The sequence below is a fragment of the Chromobacterium subtsugae genome (assembly GCF_001676875.1).
Lineage (GTDB): Bacteria > Pseudomonadota > Gammaproteobacteria > Burkholderiales > Chromobacteriaceae > Chromobacterium > Chromobacterium subtsugae.
Window position 1 is genome coordinate 1 of sequence record NZ_JYKA01000029.1, and the last position, 19,196, is coordinate 19,196.

The 19,196-nt window shown below is 63.0% G+C and carries 27 protein-coding genes; 4 read left to right on the plus strand and 23 right to left on the minus strand.

The annotated features are described in order from the left end of the window. Positions 1 to 168: 168 nt before the first annotated feature. Positions 169 to 1,344 carry a site-specific integrase gene (locus MY55_RS21425; RefSeq protein WP_065203010.1) on the plus strand — a complete coding sequence of 392 codons (1,176 nt, stop codon included), beginning with the start codon at positions 169 to 171 and terminating at the stop codon, positions 1,342 to 1,344. Positions 1,345 to 1,376: 32 nt separating this feature from the next. Here MY55_RS21425 and MY55_RS21430 read toward each other — a convergent pair whose 3' ends face one another. From MY55_RS21430 to MY55_RS23960, 10 genes are all read right to left on the minus strand, one after another. Continuing rightward, on the minus strand, positions 1,377 to 1,709 hold the full coding sequence (locus tag MY55_RS21430; RefSeq protein WP_065203011.1) for a hypothetical protein: 333 nt from the start codon (positions 1,707 to 1,709) through the stop codon (positions 1,377 to 1,379). Continuing rightward, a complete protein-coding gene (locus tag MY55_RS21435) occupies positions 1,706 to 2,032 on the minus strand; it encodes a helix-turn-helix domain-containing protein (RefSeq protein WP_065203012.1) in 327 nt (108 codons plus the stop codon). Before MY55_RS21435 ends, MY55_RS21430 begins: the two co-directional genes overlap by 4 nt. Positions 2,033 to 2,152: 120 nt before the next feature. Then, entirely contained in the window at positions 2,153 to 2,533 is a 381-nt protein-coding gene (locus MY55_RS21440) for a hypothetical protein (RefSeq protein ID WP_065203013.1), read from the minus strand. Beyond that, the gene (locus tag MY55_RS21445) at positions 2,530 to 2,775 is read right to left on the minus strand and encodes a hypothetical protein (protein ID WP_065203014.1); all 246 of its coding nucleotides are present in this window, start codon (positions 2,773 to 2,775) and stop codon (positions 2,530 to 2,532) included. Before MY55_RS21445 ends, MY55_RS21440 begins: the two co-directional genes overlap by 4 nt. 16 nt (positions 2,776 to 2,791) lie before the next feature. After that, positions 2,792 to 5,047, minus strand: a complete 2,256-nt coding sequence (locus MY55_RS23955) for a replication endonuclease (RefSeq protein ID WP_065203015.1) — start codon at positions 5,045 to 5,047, stop codon at positions 2,792 to 2,794. Further along, positions 5,044 to 5,502, minus strand: a complete 459-nt coding sequence (locus MY55_RS21455; RefSeq protein ID WP_065203016.1) for a hypothetical protein — start codon at positions 5,500 to 5,502, stop codon at positions 5,044 to 5,046. The genes MY55_RS23955 and MY55_RS21455 overlap by 4 nt, the downstream gene beginning before the upstream one ends. 8 nt (positions 5,503 to 5,510) lie before the next feature. Next, complete coding sequence (locus tag MY55_RS21460) at positions 5,511 to 5,726, minus strand: hypothetical protein (RefSeq protein WP_047237747.1); 216 nt, start codon at positions 5,724 to 5,726, stop codon at positions 5,511 to 5,513. Between the two features lie 108 nt (positions 5,727 to 5,834). Then, positions 5,835 to 6,119, minus strand: coding sequence for an ogr/Delta-like zinc finger family protein (locus tag MY55_RS24690; protein WP_047258444.1), 285 nt, complete (start codon positions 6,117 to 6,119; stop codon positions 5,835 to 5,837). Positions 6,120 to 6,121: 2 nt separating this feature from the next. Beyond that, positions 6,122 to 6,574, minus strand: a complete 453-nt coding sequence (locus MY55_RS21465) for a YmfL family putative regulatory protein (RefSeq protein ID WP_081284781.1) — start codon at positions 6,572 to 6,574, stop codon at positions 6,122 to 6,124. Positions 6,575 to 6,613: 39 nt separating this feature from the next. Continuing rightward, positions 6,614 to 6,922 (minus strand): hypothetical protein, encoded by a 309-nt coding sequence (locus tag MY55_RS23960; protein WP_152681655.1) that lies wholly within the window; start codon positions 6,920 to 6,922, stop codon positions 6,614 to 6,616. 47 nt (positions 6,923 to 6,969) lie between these two features. Here MY55_RS23960 and MY55_RS21470 point away from each other — a divergent pair, with 47 nt between their 5' ends. Continuing rightward, positions 6,970 to 7,281 (plus strand): helix-turn-helix domain-containing protein, encoded by a 312-nt coding sequence (locus tag MY55_RS21470; protein WP_052941727.1) that lies wholly within the window; start codon positions 6,970 to 6,972, stop codon positions 7,279 to 7,281. 63 nt (positions 7,282 to 7,344) lie between these two features. Here the strand turns inward: MY55_RS21470 and MY55_RS21475 are convergent, their stop codons facing one another. The 12 genes from MY55_RS21475 to MY55_RS21530 form a co-directional block, all read right to left on the minus strand. After that, entirely contained in the window at positions 7,345 to 8,097 is a 753-nt protein-coding gene (locus tag MY55_RS21475; RefSeq protein WP_047258442.1) for a hypothetical protein, read from the minus strand. Positions 8,098 to 8,361: 264 nt separating this feature from the next. Then, entirely contained in the window at positions 8,362 to 8,766 is a 405-nt protein-coding gene (locus tag MY55_RS21480) for a type II toxin-antitoxin system HicB family antitoxin (protein WP_047258441.1), read from the minus strand. A gap of 62 nt (positions 8,767 to 8,828) precedes the next feature. After that, positions 8,829 to 9,233, minus strand: coding sequence for a type II toxin-antitoxin system HicA family toxin (locus tag MY55_RS24340; protein WP_236686502.1), 405 nt, complete (start codon positions 9,231 to 9,233; stop codon positions 8,829 to 8,831). 347 nt (positions 9,234 to 9,580) lie between these two features. Continuing rightward, complete coding sequence (locus MY55_RS21495) at positions 9,581 to 10,090, minus strand: hypothetical protein (RefSeq protein ID WP_047258438.1); 510 nt, start codon at positions 10,088 to 10,090, stop codon at positions 9,581 to 9,583. Between the two features lie 49 nt (positions 10,091 to 10,139). Continuing rightward, the gene (locus tag MY55_RS21500) at positions 10,140 to 10,844 is read right to left on the minus strand and encodes a hypothetical protein (protein ID WP_047258437.1); all 705 of its coding nucleotides are present in this window, start codon (positions 10,842 to 10,844) and stop codon (positions 10,140 to 10,142) included. A 122-nt stretch (positions 10,845 to 10,966) separates the two neighbouring features. Then, a complete protein-coding gene (locus tag MY55_RS21505; RefSeq protein WP_236686501.1) occupies positions 10,967 to 12,211 on the minus strand; it encodes a phage late control D family protein in 1,245 nt (414 codons plus the stop codon). Then, a complete protein-coding gene (locus MY55_RS21510) occupies positions 12,208 to 12,666 on the minus strand; it encodes a phage tail protein (RefSeq protein ID WP_208856074.1) in 459 nt (152 codons plus the stop codon). The genes MY55_RS21505 and MY55_RS21510 overlap by 4 nt, the downstream gene beginning before the upstream one ends. Next, a complete protein-coding gene (locus MY55_RS21515; RefSeq protein WP_065203018.1) occupies positions 12,666 to 15,536 on the minus strand; it encodes a phage tail tape measure protein in 2,871 nt (956 codons plus the stop codon). The genes MY55_RS21510 and MY55_RS21515 overlap by 1 nt, the downstream gene beginning before the upstream one ends. Then, a complete protein-coding gene (locus MY55_RS24695; RefSeq protein ID WP_081284782.1) occupies positions 15,529 to 15,732 on the minus strand; it encodes a GpE family phage tail protein in 204 nt (67 codons plus the stop codon). Before MY55_RS24695 ends, MY55_RS21515 begins: the two co-directional genes overlap by 8 nt. Beyond that, on the minus strand, positions 15,660 to 15,956 hold the full coding sequence (locus MY55_RS21520; RefSeq protein ID WP_065203019.1) for a phage tail assembly protein: 297 nt from the start codon (positions 15,954 to 15,956) through the stop codon (positions 15,660 to 15,662). The genes MY55_RS24695 and MY55_RS21520 overlap by 73 nt, the downstream gene beginning before the upstream one ends. Positions 15,957 to 16,008: 52 nt before the next feature. After that, complete coding sequence (locus MY55_RS21525) at positions 16,009 to 16,521, minus strand: phage major tail tube protein (RefSeq protein ID WP_065203020.1); 513 nt, start codon at positions 16,519 to 16,521, stop codon at positions 16,009 to 16,011. 10 nt (positions 16,522 to 16,531) lie between these two features. Then, a complete protein-coding gene (locus MY55_RS21530) occupies positions 16,532 to 17,701 on the minus strand; it encodes a phage tail sheath protein (protein ID WP_065203021.1) in 1,170 nt (389 codons plus the stop codon). 79 nt (positions 17,702 to 17,780) lie between these two features. Here MY55_RS21530 and MY55_RS21535 point away from each other — a divergent pair, with 79 nt between their 5' ends. Together MY55_RS21535 and MY55_RS21540 are read left to right on the plus strand one after the other, a co-directional pair. After that, a complete protein-coding gene (locus MY55_RS21535; protein ID WP_065203022.1) occupies positions 17,781 to 18,284 on the plus strand; it encodes a LuxR family transcriptional regulator in 504 nt (167 codons plus the stop codon). Between the two features lie 51 nt (positions 18,285 to 18,335). After that, the gene (locus MY55_RS21540) at positions 18,336 to 18,533 is read left to right on the plus strand and encodes a hypothetical protein (protein WP_047237734.1); all 198 of its coding nucleotides are present in this window, start codon (positions 18,336 to 18,338) and stop codon (positions 18,531 to 18,533) included. Positions 18,534 to 18,578: 45 nt separating this feature from the next. Here the strand turns inward: MY55_RS21540 and MY55_RS21545 are convergent, their stop codons facing one another. Continuing rightward, positions 18,579 to 19,196, minus strand: a complete 618-nt coding sequence (locus MY55_RS21545; RefSeq protein WP_065203023.1) for a tail fiber assembly protein — start codon at positions 19,194 to 19,196, stop codon at positions 18,579 to 18,581.

A 19,196-nucleotide genomic window follows, 5' to 3' on the forward strand; every position in this document is an offset into this window, starting at 1 on the left:
GATTTAAGCCCGTAAATCCAAGGATTTACGGGCTTTTTCCATTGTATTCCCTTAAGCCCTCACCCTGTCAAAACGGCGGTAATCCTGCACTTTCCCGCCCTTAACCACTCGTAAAGATGGCGGAACCACTCGTAGAATAACAGTTTGTTAATCTACGTGAGTTGCACCATGGCCACAAAACGCCAACGGACTAGCGGTTCCTGGGAGTTCATCGTCCGGCGCAAAGGGCTATTGCCGAAGCCCGTATCCTTCACGTTCGACAGCGAGGCAGAGGGCGACGCCTACTGCGCCAGGCTGGAAGCGCTGCTGGACCGTGGCATCATCCCGGCCGATCTTGTCGACGAGCGGCCCGCAATCGCCACCATCCGCGATGCGCTGCGCATGTACCAGGCCAGCGTGGCGCTGGTGGATAGCGATAAGCAAGTTCAAGCGGCACTGGTAGACAAGGTGGGCGAGGTTCTGATGCGCAATGTCTGCTACACCTGGGCGGAAAGCTGGGTGCGGGACATGAAGCAAGTTGAGAAGCTGGCGCCGTCCACCATCAGAATCTATGTGGGGTCGCTGGCGCGCTGTTTCGACTACCTGACGCGCCTGCCTGATAGCACTTTCGTTACCAACCCGCTGCGGCTGCTGCCAAAACGCTACGCGACATATACCGACGCCGACGCCGCGGTGCTGCGCGCCAGCGCGAAAGAGGGCGAGGCGGTAGAGGTGCCGACCAACACCGAGCGAGACCGGCGCCTCCTGGAGGCAGAGGAGGCGGCAATTCGCCGAATCCTCGATGGATGCAAACCAGACGGCAAGCAGAGGCCGCTTGCCTGCGCCTGGCGTGGTGCGCTTGAGCTGATGTTGGAGCTGGCGCTGGAAACGGCAATGCGGATGCGCGAGATTTACACGCTGACGCTCGACCAGATCGACATGGAGCGGCGAACCATTTTCTTGGACAAGACCAAGAATGGCGACAAGCGACAGGTGCCTTTGTCCAGCGTGGCACTGGCGGCACTCGTGCGCTACCGCGAGCAGGTAGCGGCCGGCGAGCGCGATATGTCAGGCTGGAACCATGAGGGCGACAGGTTGTTGCCGTGGTGGAGTGGCGCCAATAGCCCCGACGTGCTGCGGAAGACCACCGCGCTACTGTCGCGCCAGTACGCGCGGATTTTTGAGGCGGCCGGCTGCGGTGATCTGCGCTTCCACGATCTGCGCCATGAAGCGACGTGCCGGTTTTTCCTGAAAACAAAACTGTCCGACCTGCAAATCGCCAAAATCACCGGCCACAAAGACCCGCGAATGCTGGCTCGCTATGCCAATCTGCGCGGCAGCGAGCTGGCCGATCAGCTCTGGTAATGCAAAACGCCCCGGCTGGGGCGTTTTCAATTTCAGCACTTTGGCCGATCTACAGTCTCGGCGCACCCTGTTTGCGGTTGTACCGCTGTCATGCATTCCTCCTCGTATACCATGAGCAATACCTCCTCAACGGTAACGCCCCCGTAGTTACCACCAGCCTTCGACATGGCCGACGCCGTAAACTCGCCATCGTCGTCCATTCCCCATCCAGTAGGATTGTAAACAGTGAACGGCCGGGTGGATTTGATCTGTTCGCAGTTACAAGCCGCGATACCTATACGGACATAGCTCTCGATTTGCTCCGGCGTCATTCCGGCCACTGCGCTGTGGTCTGGGTTTACCTTTTCATAAACAATTGTCTTCATGCCGCTTTCTCCACTAAATCCAGATTGGGGTGCTCGCGACGGCGGGCGCTTCGCACGCCAGCAGCGCCGGCGGCTGTTTTGACTCGCTCCGTTTTGCGGCTCTGGCCTTCCGTCCGGACAGCATCCGCCATTGCCCGACGTGCATTGGTCTGGCGGCGGATTTCGTCGCGTAGGTAGGTCAGCACGTCATCGCGCAGGAACACCCAACCCTGGCCAATTTTGCAGCCTGGCAGCACGCCAGCATCTGCCAGCTGGCGCGCGGTTTCGGTGCCGATGTTCAGCGCGGTTGCCGCATCATCAAGAGTCATCGTGTCGTTTGTCATGGTCATTTTCCTTATTGTGCTGGCGGCCATAGGCGAGCGGCCTGGCCGGTTTTCAGAGGACGGCGCCCAATTGGTCGGATGGGCTGGCCGCTCGCCTATGGCCGCGGTGCGGCGGGTTGTTCAGATACCTTCCACCACCAGCTCCAGGCTGGTGCGTTCGTCGCCGGCGGCCAGAATTTGGAACCGCTCCCGGCCCTGGGCGTCGCGGCCGTTCGGGACGAGCTGGCGCTCCAGGGCGTTGCCGGCCAGCGCCAGGGCGTAGTGCTGCATTGGCATCACCTCGATGGACAGGCGCAGGACGATGAACGGGACATAGCCGGCGCCGGCCTGAGCCTCAGCGTTCATTTCGACATCGCGCAGTCGGCGCGCCATGCGCTCGGCGCGTTCGATGTTGCGTAGCTGGCTATTCACGGCGTCCAGCTCGGCGCGATAGCGGCCGTTGGCGGCCATCATCAGCCGGGTGTAGAGGTTGGTTTGCACTTCCATTGCGGCGGTGTTCATCGCGGTTGCTCCTGTTCGTTGGTATTTTTCTTCAATGCCAGCTCGCTCATTCGCGCCACCAGCTCGCTATACCGTTGTTCAGCTGGTTCAAAGTGCTTGGTCAGCGCACTGCGGGCTAGCTCTAATTCGCCGTCCTGCAGAAATCTGCAAACCACCACCGCGCTGCTGGTGCGTTCGCTTTTCACCTCCTCAAGGTCCGAAAGCAATGCCGTTAAAAGTTCGGTCCGGTTTGGTTCATTCATGCGTCCTCCTCGCCGCTCAGATGCGGCCTGCTTGGTTGATCCATTGCCGCGCCCTGGCGGTAGCCTGGGCGAGCTGCTGGGAAACGGTGATGCCAGGCCCGTGGCGCTCGGTGCTGCTGGCGCGGGCAGGGCGGGCGGCGCGCTCGGCGCGGGCGGCTTCCGCCTGGGCGCGCACCTGGGAAATCACGGCGATGCCGGCGCGGTGCGTCAGCCCAAGGTTGGCCGCCAGCCGGCTGTTGGCACGCTGCAAGCGCACGCGCTCGATACTGGCTTCGCGCTGGCGCTGGGCGTCCAGCTCGGCGGCCTCGATGCCGCGCTTGGCCCACTCGTGGACGAATTCGGGGAATGCCCGCAGATAGCGCTGATGGGCGTCCCACTCGCGGCGCGCGGCCAGCTGCTCGGCGGTGAGCAGTTCGCTGTCGTCGTCCTCGACATTCGCCTGAATCCGGTCTGCCGTGCCGAACATCCATTCGGGCTGGGCCGGCGCTGCCGGCGGCACTTCCAAAAACGTAGAGTTATTGACACGAGTCCAAGGGGCGGCGGCGCCGCCCTCAACCCCGTCAGCCTTGCGGCCGATGCGCCATTCGTGGACGCGGGTTTGTGCGAATTGGCCGCTTTCGCGCTCCACCACGCCGCGCACCTGGCGCTGGCCATCCTCGCCGTAACGGTTCTCTGCCGGCTCGCTGTCGCGGGCCACGCCCAGCGGCATGGCGGCGCGCTTGATGGCGTGGCCGCCCATCAGGTGGACGAAGCGCCCCCAGTTGCCGGTATCGGCGGCGATGGCGGCATGCATCAGCACGTCTTCGGCGTCGGCGGCCTGATAGTCCCAGCGGCGCAGCTCGCGCCACACGCCCACCGGCGGGCCGCCCACTTGCTGGAACTGGCGAATGCCCCAGGTGCTGGCCCAGGCATCCACGCGGCGCGCGGTAACGGTGGCGTCGGTGGCGGCGGATTGGTCCTTGCTCGCGCCGTCGTCCTTGCCGGCCTGGCCGGCGTGGTCCTGGGCTTCAAAGTCGATGCCCACGCTGTCGCCGTTGTGCTTGGCGCCGTCCACGTTTTTGGCGATGTACTTGGCGATGTAGCCGGCGGCGGTGCCGCGCTTCCAGTCGATGGCCTCGAATGCCACGCGCGCCTTGATGCCCTTCCACACCCAGCGGGGAGGATTGGCCCAGAAGTCGGCCTCGTTGCCGATCCTGGCGGCGATGTCGGCCAGCAAGCCCTTGGCGCCGGCGGCGCGCAACTGGCGCGCGGCGGCCATGGCTTCGCCCTTGGTTTGCAGGTAGTTCAGCCCCAGCTCGGCGCGGTCTTCGCGCACGGCATAGCGGGCGACGATGGCGCGGAATTTCTTGACCTTGTCCTTGGCCATGAACAGCAGCGCATGCAAGTGCGGCGTGCCGTCGTGGTGCGGCTCCGCCACGCGGAAGCCGAACGGCGCGATGCCGGCGCGCGCCATGGCGGCGGTAATGCGTGACCACACGCCGCCCAGGTAGTCGCGGGTGTCGATTGGCGTTTTGCCGGCGTACTTGGCATTGCGCCGGCCGCTCTTGGCGTGGCGCGGGTGGTATTTGCTCGGCGACGTAATGGTGATGAACTCGCCGGCGTACTCCAGGCCGACGGCGATATGCTCGAAACCGGCAATGCGGACCATCAGCTCGGCGCGGCGGATGGTGGGATTGCTGACGCTCAGCTCCGACAGCTGCTGCAGCGTGTATTCCTGGCCCAGCTCGTTGATGGCGGCCATCGCCTCCAGCAAGCCGCGGTTGCGGCGCTTTTGCTCGCGGCGGCGGGCGATGGCGTCATGGCTGGCATACAGGCCATGGCGGCGATGCACCAGGCCCAGCTGGATAGACAGGTGTTCGCTATGGCGGGCATTGGTCCGGCGCAGCGCGCGGCGCCACCACAGGCTGCACGCCACGCGGGCGGCCCGGCCTGCCTTGGTTTTGCCGCTTGGCGGGGCGACTCCGTAACGGGCGCAGTACTTCTCCAACTGCTCAATGTTCGCGCCGCGGCCGATCAGCTGGTCCGCCTCGAACGCGCGCTGCTTCGCAAACTCCACCAGTTCCATTTCGCACGCGCCCAAGGGCAAGGCGTGGCGAGGCATGAACGCGGTGAGGTCGCGTAGCCATTGGTCCGCCTCCCGCTGGCGGACATCGTCCTGCCAGGGCAGCAGCGCCAGCGGCCGGCCGCGTCGCTCGCACCACTCGCGGCCGATGGCTCGGCTCAGGTGGCGCGGGAAACGGTCCAGCAGCGGGAGGCGGGATTGCCAAGTCATGCCGCTTGCCCCCGCACCGCCTGCGGCTCGGCATGCAAGGGCAGGCCGCCGCGCGCGAGCCGGACTTCGGCCAAATTGCTTTCGTCCAGCATCGTTTCGATGTCGTACCACATCCTGCCCGGCTGCTGCATGAACAGCGCGCGCAGCCCCAGCCCATGCATGGCGATCAACTGGTTGATTTTTGCTTCCGTTTCCGCCAGCGTTTGAATGGCATCTTGGATTTGCGCCAGCGCATCTTTCCGAATCGCGTTTAGCACCTTGGCTTGCAGCGACTCGACCGACTCCAGCATCGGGCGGCGGGCTTGCGCCTGGCGCTCATCCATGCGGGCCAGCGCCTGCATGGCGATGTCGCGCGGCGCTACCGGCGCCAGCGGCGCGCGGCACAGGTCGCCCAGGGCTGGCATCACATGGCGGGCAAAGTCCTCGCCGTATTCGTAGTTTTCACGGGCTTCCATGTCGCACCTCACGCCGGCAGATACAGCTGAAGCAGGATCAGCGACAGCATGAACAGCGCCGCGCCCAGGTACTCCAGCCATTCGCGACGGCTGCTGAACTGGCGCAGGCGGCCGGCGGCATAGCCAGCGGAATAGCAGGCGGCGCCATTGCTGAAGCGGACGTAGCGCATCTTGCGGACGCGCAGCGCGGCGAGCTGTTGCGGGGCGGCGGCGGGCTGTTGCATGTCGTTCTCCTTTGGGGTGCTGCGTTTTTTGGGCGTAAAAAGCCCCCTCGCACTGCGCGGTGCGATTTTTTGGGGCGGGTGCTTCGGAGGAACTAGCCTAGGGAGCGGCTAGAAAAGTGAAATTTGATTATCGGGCTCACGTCTGGCCCGCTGCCGGTAGTGGTTCATTGCCTCTTGGCGGCGAGCGGCCGGGGATTGTGGCAACTTGGCTCGGTGCATGCTGGCAGGCAACAGCCCTTCAACCATCCAGTCCAGCCATTCCATCACCCCGCGTGGCTGAGTTCCGCAGACTTTGCAGATGGCGTAGATTTCACGCGTGGCCGGGGTCTGCTCCCTGCTGGTTCGAATGGTAAGGGCGGACTCGCCACAGGCCGGACAACGCATTGCAGTCATGACTAGACCCCCTTATTGCAAAAGACTTGGAACGTCAGGTGATTCATCTGTGTCACCTTGGCGCAGATGGCGTCGCGGATGGCCTCCAGGCGCTGGCGTTCCCGCTTGTCCACCTCGCCGTCGCGGGTGGCTTCGCGCCACTCACGGGCCAGGCAGCCCACTTCATCCACCAACTCCATGTAGACGCGCTGGATTTCCGCATCGTCTACCGTGTCGATGTCCGGCAGCGGCACGAACACGCCGCCGCTATCCGCCGCCACCGCCTCAGCGAAGATTGACGAACCGCTGAATGCCTGCATCTGCATCGCCTCATGCACGGAAACCGCCTGGCCCTTGCGCTCGTACACGCGGTTTTCCAGACCGTCCTTGCTGAAGCCCAGCGCCGCCGCCATGGCGGCCCAGCCGCCCGGCATGGCCTTGCACATCGTTTGGTATGCGGTTCTCAATCTGTCCATTTGCTGCTCCTGTCCACCAAACGGCTGCGGGTTCGGTGGTTATGCCGTAAGTGCTTTCAAGGTATCTTCTGCCCATGCTGTCAGGCCGTGCTGGGCCAGAAAGATGGGAAGAGCCACATCAACAAGTTCGCGGCCCAAATTGCTTTCCGTCATTTCCAGCATGCAGGCCAGCTCTGTGATGAGCAGTCGCTTAGCCGTTGGCACCCGAAACTGAACGGTTTTTGACTTGGCCACCCCGCGAGGTCCGTAAACCCGCTTTGCCTTCTGTGCGTTTGTGGACATATCGGCTAAGATGTTCGTGAATGTGAATACAAAGCGGATGGTACTTCGCGTTTGCGATAATTGCAAGCTTGTTTTTCGCGTATGCGTAGTTTTCTGCTGTCAGGAGTAAAGAATTGAGCTTCGGTGAACGACTGCGCGAAGAGAGAAATAGACTAGGCCTGATACAGTCAGATGCTGCCAAAGCTGGCGGCGTTGGCTTTACGGCCTACCATACCTATGAAAAAGGCGACAGATCGCCTAACGTTGAAGTCCTGCAAAAATGGCATGAGGCTGGCTTTGATGTGCTGTACCTTGTGACAGGAGTTCGCAACGGTGCCGCACTGTCAAACGAAGACAGCAGCCTCTTGGCTGATCTGAACCAGGTGGACGAGAAGGGGCGCGCCCTTGTCCGCGGCCTACTTGAAAACTACAAGCGCCTGTCGTAGCAGAGCAGGCATCACAAAGAAAAACGCCCGACATTGCACCGGGCGTTTTGCATGGACTCCCGCCTATTCAAGAGGGTCCACAGACAGGAACACCATACCCATCGACGGGATAGCGCTGATTTTGACTTGCTTGCCTTCCCGCGTCAGCGTTATCGGCTTGGGCTCGCTACGGTTTTTCTCAACATTGCGCGTCAGCTTGCGCATCGCACCGGTGAACCAATCTATCGCATTGTCCTTTTTGCCATTCCATTGAGGAAAGGTGTTGGCAAGAATCCCGGCCGCGTAAACGGCATTCTCCAAGACTGCCGCCTGGTCGTCGTTTGGCACGCCGAACATCAGCGTATATCGGGACAGATCGCTTGGATCGCCTATCGCCTCCAGCGTCATAATGGGATTGATGGTCAACAGCTCCCGGCGCGTGCCATCCCGCAGCGGCGAGTCTGTGCGCTGCTTTATCTCGATATCGCCAACCAGCTTCGACGCAGACATGCCGAGAGTCTTTGGCGGCGTCTTTTCTGCCGGCGGAGCTGCGGCAGGCTTAGGCGCTTCTACCGGCTTAGCCTCCGGTTTGACCGTTGGCGCAGCCACCTTATCAGCCTCCGCTTTTTGGGCTATGGCCTCGACCTTTTCAGGCTTCTTAGGCGGGGTGGGCAGCATGGAACCTGCTGTCATTACGAAGGCGAACACGGAGGCAATCAGCCCCAAGGGCACCACTACAAAGCCGCGATATTCCTTAGAACGCAACCATTTAGTAAGCAGCTTCCAGACCAGCACGGCAACGGCCAGACCCACGATTAAAATGAGAAAGTCTTTCATCACGAAGGCATTTGTTTGTTATTGGGATTTGCATTTTACATTTTTAGCTATTTGTATTCACATTTGAGCTACATGTGCTGAACAAATTGCTAGTCATGCACGCCTTCGGTCATGAAGTGCTGATAGCTGTGATGCAACGTAGCGGCGTAGGCGCTACGCATTCCCACAAAAAAAGCACCTCCAAGCAAGTGGTGCTTTTCATTGCGCTGACGAATGAATGAAGTACACAAGCCCACCCGGAGACAGGGGGCCAGCCGATGACCGCTAAGCCCTAAGCTCGTTCAGTGCTGCCCGTGCCAAGAAGCCCGAGCGGCTTTCGTACTCGGTGTGCGTCTCCACAAACGCATCGATGCGGCGGATCAGATTAGATGGCAGCGTGACGTTTACCTTGGTGGCCTTGCCCAGGTAGCGGACGATATCCACCTCCACCACCGCCCAGATATAGCCCTGGAATTCCGGCAGGCCGACATGGTCGGCCACCTGGCTGGCGGTGGGGATGTCGGCGCCGTCCTCGTCCAGCCCTTCAAGATGGAAGTCGATAGCCTCGCGCGCATTGCGGATGGCCTCGTCGATGGAGTCGCCGGCGGAGAAGCAGCCGGGCAAGTCTGGCACGGTGACGCCGTAGGCGTGGTCGGCGTCGCCTGGCTCAATGGCGATAGGAAATAACATGGTGGTTCCTCTTGGTGGCGGATGTCTGGCCGGAAAGCCAGCCCTTGCGGGCCGGCTCTGTTTTACTTCAATCCAGCTTGTTTCAGCATGCTGTTCCACGTTCCGATTTTGTAATCTTTGGTGGGGTGCTTGACTGTCACGCGGCCGGGTTTGCTGGGGTGCTTGAACTGGTGGTGGCTGCCCTTGCAGGCTACTTCAAACCATCCATCAGCTCTTAGCAACCTGATGAATTCCCGACTATCCATCCGCCTTCCTGCGTTGTTGTTGATGGGGTTACTATAACCCCGGTGTGGCTTGCTGTCAATAACTCCGGGGTTATTTGCGGCGAGAGGGCAAAAGAAAAGCCCCCGAATTTCGGGGGCTTGTTCATCCCCATGAAATGGGGAACGATTCGAATCTACTGCATCAATTGGTTCAACCACGCAATCGCTGGGAACGGCTGCTTTGTGTAGCGCCGTCTGGTTCATCCCTGCCTGTGCAGGGAACTACTTACCGATCGCCATCTACTGCGGTTCAACCCCGCGACGCGGGGAAAGGTTGCTGTATACCAGCGCCTACTGGTTCATCCCCGGCAACAGGGAACGATGCCATCATGCGCTCGTCATCGCCGGTCGTCAACTCCGGCCGCAGATAAGGCCGGACCAATGCCAGCGCATCGGCGAATCTGTTGTATGGTCGCGTGGCGCTGCTCCGGCAGCCCAAGCCAAGCCGGCTGGCTGCCTCCGCCGGCGTCAGACCTTCAACCGCAACCAGACGCGCGGCCTCGCGCCCCTGGCCACCAATGCCTGCCACGGTGGCCAACGCCTCGAACAGCTCAGGCGCTACCATTGCGCAGCTCTCCCAGCGCCACCGCCACCGCGTACAACTCACCCATGGCAATGGGGCGGAATTTGCGGTTTTCCGGACTGACGCGCCAGCCGAGAATCTGGCTATTGCTGACGGGCAGACCCACCCGCCGCAGCACACCGGCCAGCTCGCTGTCGCGGACCTCGCGCAGCAATCCCTTGTACACGTCGTTCAACTGCGCCCGGCCCAATTCCAGCGCCTCGGCATCCACCCCGGCGGCAAGCAAGGCTTGGCGCACGTCGGCCAGCGCGGCCTGCGGCAGATCCAGCGCGGCAGCGGCTGCATCCGCTCGGCCATCGACCGGAATCTCGTACAGTGTGCGGCCGTTGCGCTCCAGAATCGCCAACGGCCGGCTGGCGCGCAGATCGCCGCGCAGCAGCAGCGCGCGGAACGCGGCGGCGGCGATGAGTGGGTCGCGGACGGTCGCCAACTCCTCCTCGCGCCCGCCCGACTCTAGCAAGATTTTGTATTCGTCCAACGTAAACCCCTCAGGACAAAGCCCCGCCGACTGGCGGGGCGATTGTTCATCACATGGCCGGCAGACTCCAGCTGCTGGCGGCAATAGCCGCCAAACGCGCAGCCAGCCGGTCCTCCATTTCCGATTGCAGCCGGCGAGCATCCAGCAGCCGGCTTTCTGCTATCTCCAGCTGACGGCGCAACTCGTCCACCGCGCGGGCTGCCTGGAATGCCGCCTGCCGCACCGGCAACAATGCGTTCCGCGCAGCCACCTCTCGCGCTTGGCGCTCTTGCATGCTCCCCAGCCGGCGGGACACTTTGCAAGGATATTCCAACCCCTGAGCGTGGAAAAACTGGAACATGGCCTCGCTCTCCAGTCGCGCCAGCGCCACCGGCTCCCACGTGCCACGAGGGCAGATCAGCAACCGCCAGCCGCGGGCGCGGCCTTCGCCCCCCGCAGAGTGGCAGCTATTCCAGCGCACCGCCGGGTGCGCGCGCTCGGCGGCGGCGATCAGCGCCAGGATGATGTCTTGATCGTCCTGGTCTTCCACCTCCACGCCATCGACAAACACCTGGCGCACTATTTCAACGCGAATGTCGTCGTAATTCGGCTCCCGGCCCGCATCGCTGGACCAGTCTCGAACCAACTCGCGCAGGGCTTCGGTCAACTCGGCGGCGTATTGCTCAGCCTTAGCCAGGGTGGTGAAAGATTGGGCGGCGTCATCGCCCATGTCGTGGTTGGTTTGGCTGGCGGTGAATTGGATCTGGTATTGCATGGTTTTCTCCTGTCCCCAGCACCCTGGGGAGGGGTAGGCCGCACCGTTGCGGCCATGGCTTCACTATACGCCGTTGCATGATTAATGCAACAGAATTCCACTGTCCTTTCGTGCAGGTGCAGCTATCCCGCCATATCTTCAAGCCGTGCCTCCAGCTCCAGCGCCGTGGTATAGCCGCCGTCGCCCAGCTGGTGGGTGACTTTCTTCAGCACCCAGCCGGTGGCGTCGATGACGGGCTTGAACCCTTGCACCTGGGCGGGCAGCTCCGGGAACAGCTCGGGGCGGCCTTCGGCCAGGGTGATGGAGAATTCGGCGACGCCGCGTTGCAGCTTCTGCCAGGCGGCTTTCGCGCCCTGGGTGGCGGTGGCCTCGCTGACGTAAACGTGGCGCAAAACCTTGATGTTTTCGCTGCTGGGTTCGATGCCCTTCGCCTGAATGGCGGTCAGCTTGGTGCGCTTGCTCTTGCGGCCCAGCTTGGTGACGGTGGCGCGGCGTTCAAACTTGGTGTCCTTGTTGACGATGACTTCGCCCTTTTTCGCGCCGCGCGTATCGTGCCAGTAGGCTTTTACCGCGGTGTAGGCATTGCGGTCGGCGACGCTGAAGCGGTGATTGTCGCCGGACTGGCGCAGGATCAGGCAGGCGGGGAAGGGGTGGCCGGTGACGGTTTCCGCATCGCCCGCCTTGCAAAACACTAGCCGGCCGGATTTGACGGTGGCCACCGCGTCGTATTGCTTGGCCAGGCGAGTCAACAGGTTGGCGTCGCTCTCGCTGGTCTGATCGATGTGCTCCACCTTTTGCCGGGCCAGCCAGGTGGGAATGGCTGGCGTCAGCCCGTTCGCCTTGGCGATGGCCTTGACGATGGCGCCCAGGGTGGTCTTGTGCCAGCTCTTTTCCCGCTTGGTGGCGATGCCGGCGCGCAGGTCGGTGGCGCGGGCGCGTAGCGTGAGGGTGTCCGGCGCGCCGGTATGCTCCACCTCATCGACAATGTAACTGCCCTTGTCCACCAGCGCCGCGCCGGTCCAGCCGATGGCCAGGCTGATGGTGACGCCGCGCTCTGGGATGTCCAGCTGGCCGCCGCTATCGTCCAGCACGATGTCCAGCTGGTCGGCCTCGAATCCGCGGTTATCGGTAAGCGTCAGGCTCATCAGCAGCGGCTCCAGTTTGGCGGTGATGTCGCGCCCTGCCAGCAGCAGCTGGCAAGCCGGACGCTTGGGCTGCGACAGGCCCAGGGCGTTGGTGGCGCTGTCGGCCAGGCCGCCGACGGCATCGCCCAGCTGGCCGGCCAGGTTGTCCAGCTGGTCCGCGCCCTGTTGCAGCATGTCGCCGGCGGCGCCGGCCACGTCCGCAGCATCGTCAAACAGGCTCATAGCGCCAGCTCCAGCACGCCGCGCGCCAGCGCGCCCAGGCTATCCAGCAGGCTGTCATCCACGCGCTTCAACGCCAGCGTGAAATCCAGCGCGCGGGCCTTGCCATCGCTGAAGAAGTCCTGGCGGGTGATGTCCAGGGACTCCACCACGTAGAACCCATATATCGCGCCGGTTCCCTCGATCAGCGGCCAAGCTTTGCCCTGATCGGCCATCAGCTTCAGCAGCGCCAGCGAGGTATCGCCGCCGGTCAACTCCGGCAGCAGCCGGCCAGACAGGGAAATGGTTTCCTCGTCCGCGCCCAGGAACTGGTACGCCGGCCGGCGGCCGACGCGGCCATTCGCTGGCCAGCGCCAGGCGTATTTCTGCTTGAAGTCCTGATAGGGCAGGGTGTCCATCATGAAAACGAACAGGCCCAGCGCCATCATCGGCATTTTGACGGGTCCGATGTTGAGCATTAGTCGATGTCTCCCAGGTAAGAGCGGCGGCGCGCGGCCTGCTGGCTGGCTGACGTCGCCAGCGCTTGCGCCACCTGGCGTTGCACCAGGGCGGCGAGCTGCTGCTCGTTCATGCCTGGCGCGGCGTGGATGTTGATAGTGATGGCCGGGGCTGGCGCCGCCATGGCCGGCGCGCGCGCGGACAGGGGCGGCCGGTTGTCCAGCGAGCCGGCCAGCGCCGGGCCGGCAGTTAGCGCGATGCCGGCGCCGGCGGCGGTCAGCCGCTTGGCGGTGTCGCGCATGCTGGCCAGCGGCCCGGCCTGGCCCTTGTCGATGCCCTGCTCCAGGCCGGCCATGGTGTAGCCGCCCAGCTGGGCCATGACGCGGGACGGCGAATGGATGTCGAGCGCGGACTTCAGGGCCGAAACCATGGTATCGCCTATGCCGCCCAGGGTATCCCGCAGCGCGGTTAGCCGGCTCATCACGCCGCCAATCAGGCCATCAATCGCCATGCGGCCCAGCTCCGCCAGGCGCGCGCCCATGCCGCCCAGGAATCCGGTGATGGTGTCCCAATGCTTGATGACGAGGCCGGGCAGGGTCCAATTCAGGAACCAGTCCGCTATCACCTTGCCGGCGCCGGTGGCCTTGGCGCTGATCCAGTCCCAGGCCACTTGTGTGGCCGACTGGATCACGTCCCAATGCTTGATGACGCGGCCGGCCGGCGTCCAGTTGAGGAACCAGTCCGTAATCACGCCGGCGGCGGCTACGATGATGCCCTTCAGCTTGTCCCACAGCGCTGCGGTGATTTTACAGATGTCTTCCCAATGGCGGACGATGAAGCCTACCGGCGTCCAATTCATCAGGTAGCCGGTGATCCAGCCGCAGACGGTGGAAAACACCGCCTTGACGCCTTCCCACAGCGCGGCGAACTTGGGGCCGATCCAGTCCCAATTTTTCCAGATCAGGTACGCCGCGGCGGCGATGGCCGTTACTACCAGGCCAATGGGGTTCATCAGGAAGACGCGGCCCACCCACATGAACACTTTGCCCAGCATGCCCAGCCCGCCGCCAAGCAAGGACAGCGCGCCGCGCAGCAGCCCAAACACGCCGCCCAGCGAACCCATGACGATAGACGCCTTGGACATGACCAGGCCCAGCATGGCGAACGGCCCCATGACCGCGGCGGCGGCCAGCGCCAGCGCGCCCAGCCCGGCCAGCAACAGGCCGGTGATGGCGATGGTTTTCATGATGGCACTAGCCAGCTCGGGGTTTTCCTTGGCCCAGGCGCCCAGCTTTTCCGACAGGGTGCCGATCCATTCCGCCGCCGCTTTCATCTCCGGGCCGATGGCTTCGCCAAAGCGGACCATGGCATTTGTGAAGGTGCCGGATGCCGCGTCCCATAGGTTTTTCAGGGTGCCAAGCTGCTGGTTGACGCGCGCTTGCAGACTGGCTTGTGCCGCCAGGTTTTGCACCACGTCCTGATAGCCGTCCTTGCCTTTTTCGATGATCTTGGACAGGACTTCGCTGGTTTCCTTATCGGTTCCGAAAATATCCTGCAACACGGCTATGCGGTTGACGGTATTCAGTTTTTTCAACTGGCTGAGCTTGGCCATCATCTTGTCCAGGCCGCCGAACTCCCCCTTGCCATTGGTAAAGTCCAGGTCCAGCGCAATGCCCTTTTTCTTGCGCAATTCTTTCTGAACTTTTTTGATCTTGTCCACGCTGAGGCTGGCGGCGATGACTTTGCGAATGGCGTTGCCGGCTGACTCTCCGCGCATGCCCGCCTGATCCATCATCACGACGAACGGGGCGAAAGCTTTCGCCCCCGCCAGCCCTTTGACCTTGACCATGTCCATGGCTGCGCCCAAGCCCTTGTAGGCTTCCAGCATGTTGTCCGGATCCACGCCGGCGTAAAAGCCGCGTTGGATCATGTCCACCAGGCCCATCATGTCTTTTTCGCTGGTGCGGGTGGCATCTTGCAGCTTGGCGGTGAATTCCGCAGCCGCCTCCGGTGTCATCTTGAGCTGTACGCCCAGGTAGGCCGCCGCTTCTCCCAAGCCGCCCAGGACGGCCTGAGCGCTCATGCCCTGGCGTTGCAGCATCGTCATCATGTTCTGGAAATCGGCGGTGGTGCCGGGTAGGCGGTCGCCCAGCTTTTGAGCCAGGTTGTTGATTTGCTCAAACTCCGGCGGAACCACGCCACCGGCACGCATCATCGCGCCTTTCAGCTGCGTAGCCGCATCTTCTGCTTCCGCATAGGCCATGACTGGCAAAGACATCGCGCCGCCAATCGCCGCGCCACCGGCAGCGGCTTTCACGCCAGCGCCGGCCACCTTGTCGCGGATGGCGAGATGCCGGCCATAGCGTTGCTGCGCATCGTTGAGCTGACGCTGTCGCTTGGCCACGGCGTCCAGCTTGGCCTGACGCGCCCCAAGCGCGCGGTTGGTTTCCTGAATACGGGCGGCGAGGGCGGTTTCCGTGGCGGACAGTTGGCGGGTGTCGATACCTTCCTTTTGCAGCGCGCCAGAGGCGGCACGCGCGGCATCCAGGCGCTTGCGGTGGGCGAGGGTGAGTTTGTCGACGGCGCGCTCGGCGGCGGCGTATTCGCGGGACAGCTTGAGGCTGGCGCCGCCGGCCTGCTCCATCTGGCGGCGGACATCCTCCAGCCGCTGCTTGGCGCCTTGCAGCGCCTGGCCGGTGTCCTTGCTTTCCTTGGTGAGTTTGCGGAAGGCGTCGATGCTGTTTTGCGTGGCTTGAAGCTGCTTGAGTTGGTCGCGGTTTTCCTTGACGGCGCGCGCCAGCTCTTTGTTGCCAGCCATGGCTTGCTTGAGCGGCCGTGTCAGCTTGTCCACGGCCGCCAGGATGACTTCCAGTTTCAGCTGGCTATTCATTGTCGGCGGCTCCTGATCTTAGGCGGGCCGCCTCGCGCCAGCTGGCCAGCTCAGCCAGCGGCATGGCGCCATAGGCTGAGGGCGGCCAATGAAAAATGGTGGCGATATCGGCGATGGCGTCGTCTACGCTGCCGGGGAGGGGCTGGCTTGCAGCTCCGATTTCTTCAACAAAAAACCGGCCACCACGGTGGCGCATTGCAGCAGGTCGGCCGGGTCCAGCCGCTTGGCCTCTTCTTCCGTCAGCGCCGGCATCGACAGGCGCGGCAGCAGCTTGATGGCGGCGTCCACGTCCATCTGCAGCACGTCGGCCAGCTTGAGGCCGCGCAGCTCGCCGGCGCCAGGGCGGCGCAGCTCAATGGTGTCGATCAGGGTTTCGCCGCGTTGGATGGGGGCGTCCAGCTTGATGGTGTTTTCGTTCATGGTGCGGGGTTCCTATGCGTGAGGGCAGCCCGCCGACGGCGGGCATGTTGGGTTATAAGCCGACGTTGGCGCGGTGCTGGGCCATGCGGTCTTGGCCGGCCACCTTGAACACGTCGTTGACGATGTCGATTTCAATCAGCTCTTTGCCGTCCATGATCCATTTCAGGTAGGTCAGGTCGGTTTTCACTTTGAACTCGCCGTTCTCGCCGGCCTTGGCGTCGCCGGGGTCCAGATCGTTATGGCGGCCGGCGGCGACGATTTCGACGGCGTGGCTTTCCCCGGTGGCTTCGTTGGCATAGCTGCCCATCCAGCGCAGCTTGGCGGCGTCGTGTTTATCCGCGCCGAAGGTGGCGATGATTTCGGGAATGGGGCCGTTGTAGGTGTGCTCCAGCTCCAGCTTCTCCACTCCCCTCAGCAGCGCCACCGGGCCAATCATGCCGGCCCCCGAGTAGTCCTCGGTTTTCATCTTGAGCGCGGGCAGCTTGACCGACAGGCATTCGGCAATGAAGGACATGCCGTCGTTGAACAGGTTGAACTTGCGCAGGGTGCGCGGCAGTGCGGCCATGATTTCTCCTTTACGCCGCCGCCTTGGCGGCAAAGTCCATCAGGTATTCGTCGGTGATTTCCTGCTGGAATTGCAGGTTTTCCAGCGGCGGAACCGGGGTGTATTTGTAGCTAATGCGCAGCTGGCCATCCTTGAGGGTGTCCTTGCTGTTGAGGTCGGCCGGCAGCCAGGCGCTGAAGCCCAGCAGATAGCCGCGCGTCACCAAATCCCGGCCCTTGGCGTTGATGCCGTCCAGGATGTCGCGGACCAGTACCGGCGTCATCGGCTGGTCCATCGCCCACATATGCGACTCGGCGATGGTGTCGGCCAGCACCTGGGCGGTGCGGGTGTAGGACTCGAACGCGAACAGCGGGTCGGCGCTGCACGTGCGGTTGCCCCAAAAGCGGAAGCCGTCGCGGCGGATCAGCGTGGTGATGGCTTTTTCGTTGAGGTAGCCGGCGTCGGTGGCAGGCTCTTGCAAATCCCAATACACGTCCTGGCTGATGCCGGTGACGCCTTGCACCAGGGCATTGGACAAGGTCTTGTGCCAGCCGATGGACTCATCCAGCGCGGCGCGCAGGCCGGCGGCGCAGGCCGTCACCGGGACGATGGCATCGGCCGCGGCGGCGCTGTCGAAGGCGAGGAACTGCGGCCAGATCAGCATCAGCTCGCGCTGGCCGAAGTTGGCGCGGTAGGCAGCGACGTCTTCCTTGGTCTTGCAGCCCCAGGCGTAGACATAAGCGAAGGCGCGCAGCTTGGCGGCGATGGCGGCCATTTCCGTGGCGACGGGCAGCGAGTCCAGGCCGGGCGCTACCAGAATGCGCGGGCGAACGGCTACCCGCTGCTGAGCGGTGAGCAAGGCGCGCAGGCCGGTGTATTGGCCGGCCGGGGTCGTGGTGCCGATGGTCAGCGCCGATTGCTCGGCCTCGTCCTTGCCGGTTTTGACGCGCACCACCACAACCAGCGGCCGGGCGTTGGCGTCGATGGCGGTCAACGCGCGGCGCAGCGTTCCTTTGCTGCCGGCCTTGCCGATGGCGGCCTTCAGGTCGGTCAGCAAGACGGCGGTGTCCAACGGGAAGGCGTCGGCGTCGGCATCGTCCGCCGTGCAGACCATGCCGATGACGGCGGTGGAGATGGTGCGAATGGTCCGGGTGCCGGCGGTGGCTTCGACAACCCGCACGCCGTGGTGGAAATCTTTCATAGCTCGGTCTCCGGGTGAGGTTCCGAGCATGTTGCCGGCTATATTCTGTTAAGTCGTGTTGTGCTTGTTGTATGAGCGCATGGCACAACCTAGCATAGAATTTGACCGTATTTTTACGTATGACTTTATGCCCTTTCCCGTGTCCGACCTGATCCAGCGCTTTCTGGAGACGGCGGACGCTCGGGATATGCTCACGTTGTTGGATGGCATGGCGAAAATAGCGAAAGAGGATGCTCCGATGCACTTACGGGCTGGCCTGGCGGAGGATTTGCGCCAGCTACTGGCTGACGCGTCTTTGCGCCAGCAGATGCAGGCCCGGCAATTAGGACAGTTAACCGATTCCGAAGTATCCGTAGTTTTACTTATCGCCGCCGGCCAGAGTTACCGCGATGCCGCGCTAGCATTGGGCATCACGGAACGCACCATCCGCGCGCACGTTGAAAATTCCTTTAGAAAACTTGGGCTTAAGTCCGAAGGCAGCAAGCGGCTGGACTCTCGCTTGCTCGTTGCACATATTTTTTTGCCTGATCTTATGCAACGCATTGGCTTAAACGCCAATATCCAGGCGAGCGCCATTCCATAAAATAGCGGCATAGCATTTCATGCTGAGAAATGCAGAAAAAAAGGAAACAAAATGCACAGCCGCGACGACGCACACATATTGAATCCCCTGATTGGCCAAGACCCACGCGAAACGCTGGAAAACCTCTGCGTCTGTCTGGCGCACCTGGGCCAGACGCTGGCCAGCCACCACGAAGACCCGTCCATCCATTTCATTGCCACCAGCGCCGCGGCGGCGTTGAGGTTTGAGGCCGGGCAAATCGCCGCCTGAAGGTAGCCCCCATGAAAGAACAAGCCCCGCAGACGCGGGGCTTTTTCATTGCGCGGCCGGCGCCGGCGGCCAGGTTATCGTCGCCGGGTAGTCAGGCTGCAGCGGCACTCGGGACAACTCCACCCGATAGCGTCGCCAGGCTGCCAGCCGCTCGGACTCGGCCGGCGTTGCTATGGCCAGGTCAGCAGCATCTTGTAGCGGCACGATGGCGGCGTCCGCCTGGCCGCGCCGGGCGGCGATGTCCGATTCCGCCGCGGCGCGTTGTGCAGCCAACGCGGCAGCGTGGTCAACGCGCCAGCTCGCGCCATCCCACACGCCAAAGGGCGGCGGCGCCAACTCGGTCGCGCCCAGCGCCTGCGGTGTGTCGCCCAGTTGCGCGGCAATCGGCTGCGCCGTGGCGGTATCCCACAGCGGCACCGCGCGCCAGTCCGGCAGCAGCTGCCAGCCGCCGCCCAGGATGCAATGGGCGGGAATGCGGCCATCGTCGGTACGCCACGCCGCAGCCTGACGTGAGGCGGCCGGCGGCGGCGCATCCGCAGCAGCCCAGGCAGGGACAAGATAGACCTCCTCCTCCAGCTCCAGCGGCGAGCGTTGCGCAGTCGTTTGCCCGACATATTCGCCAGTATCGGCGCTATAGCAATACACGATTTTTTTATCAGCCAT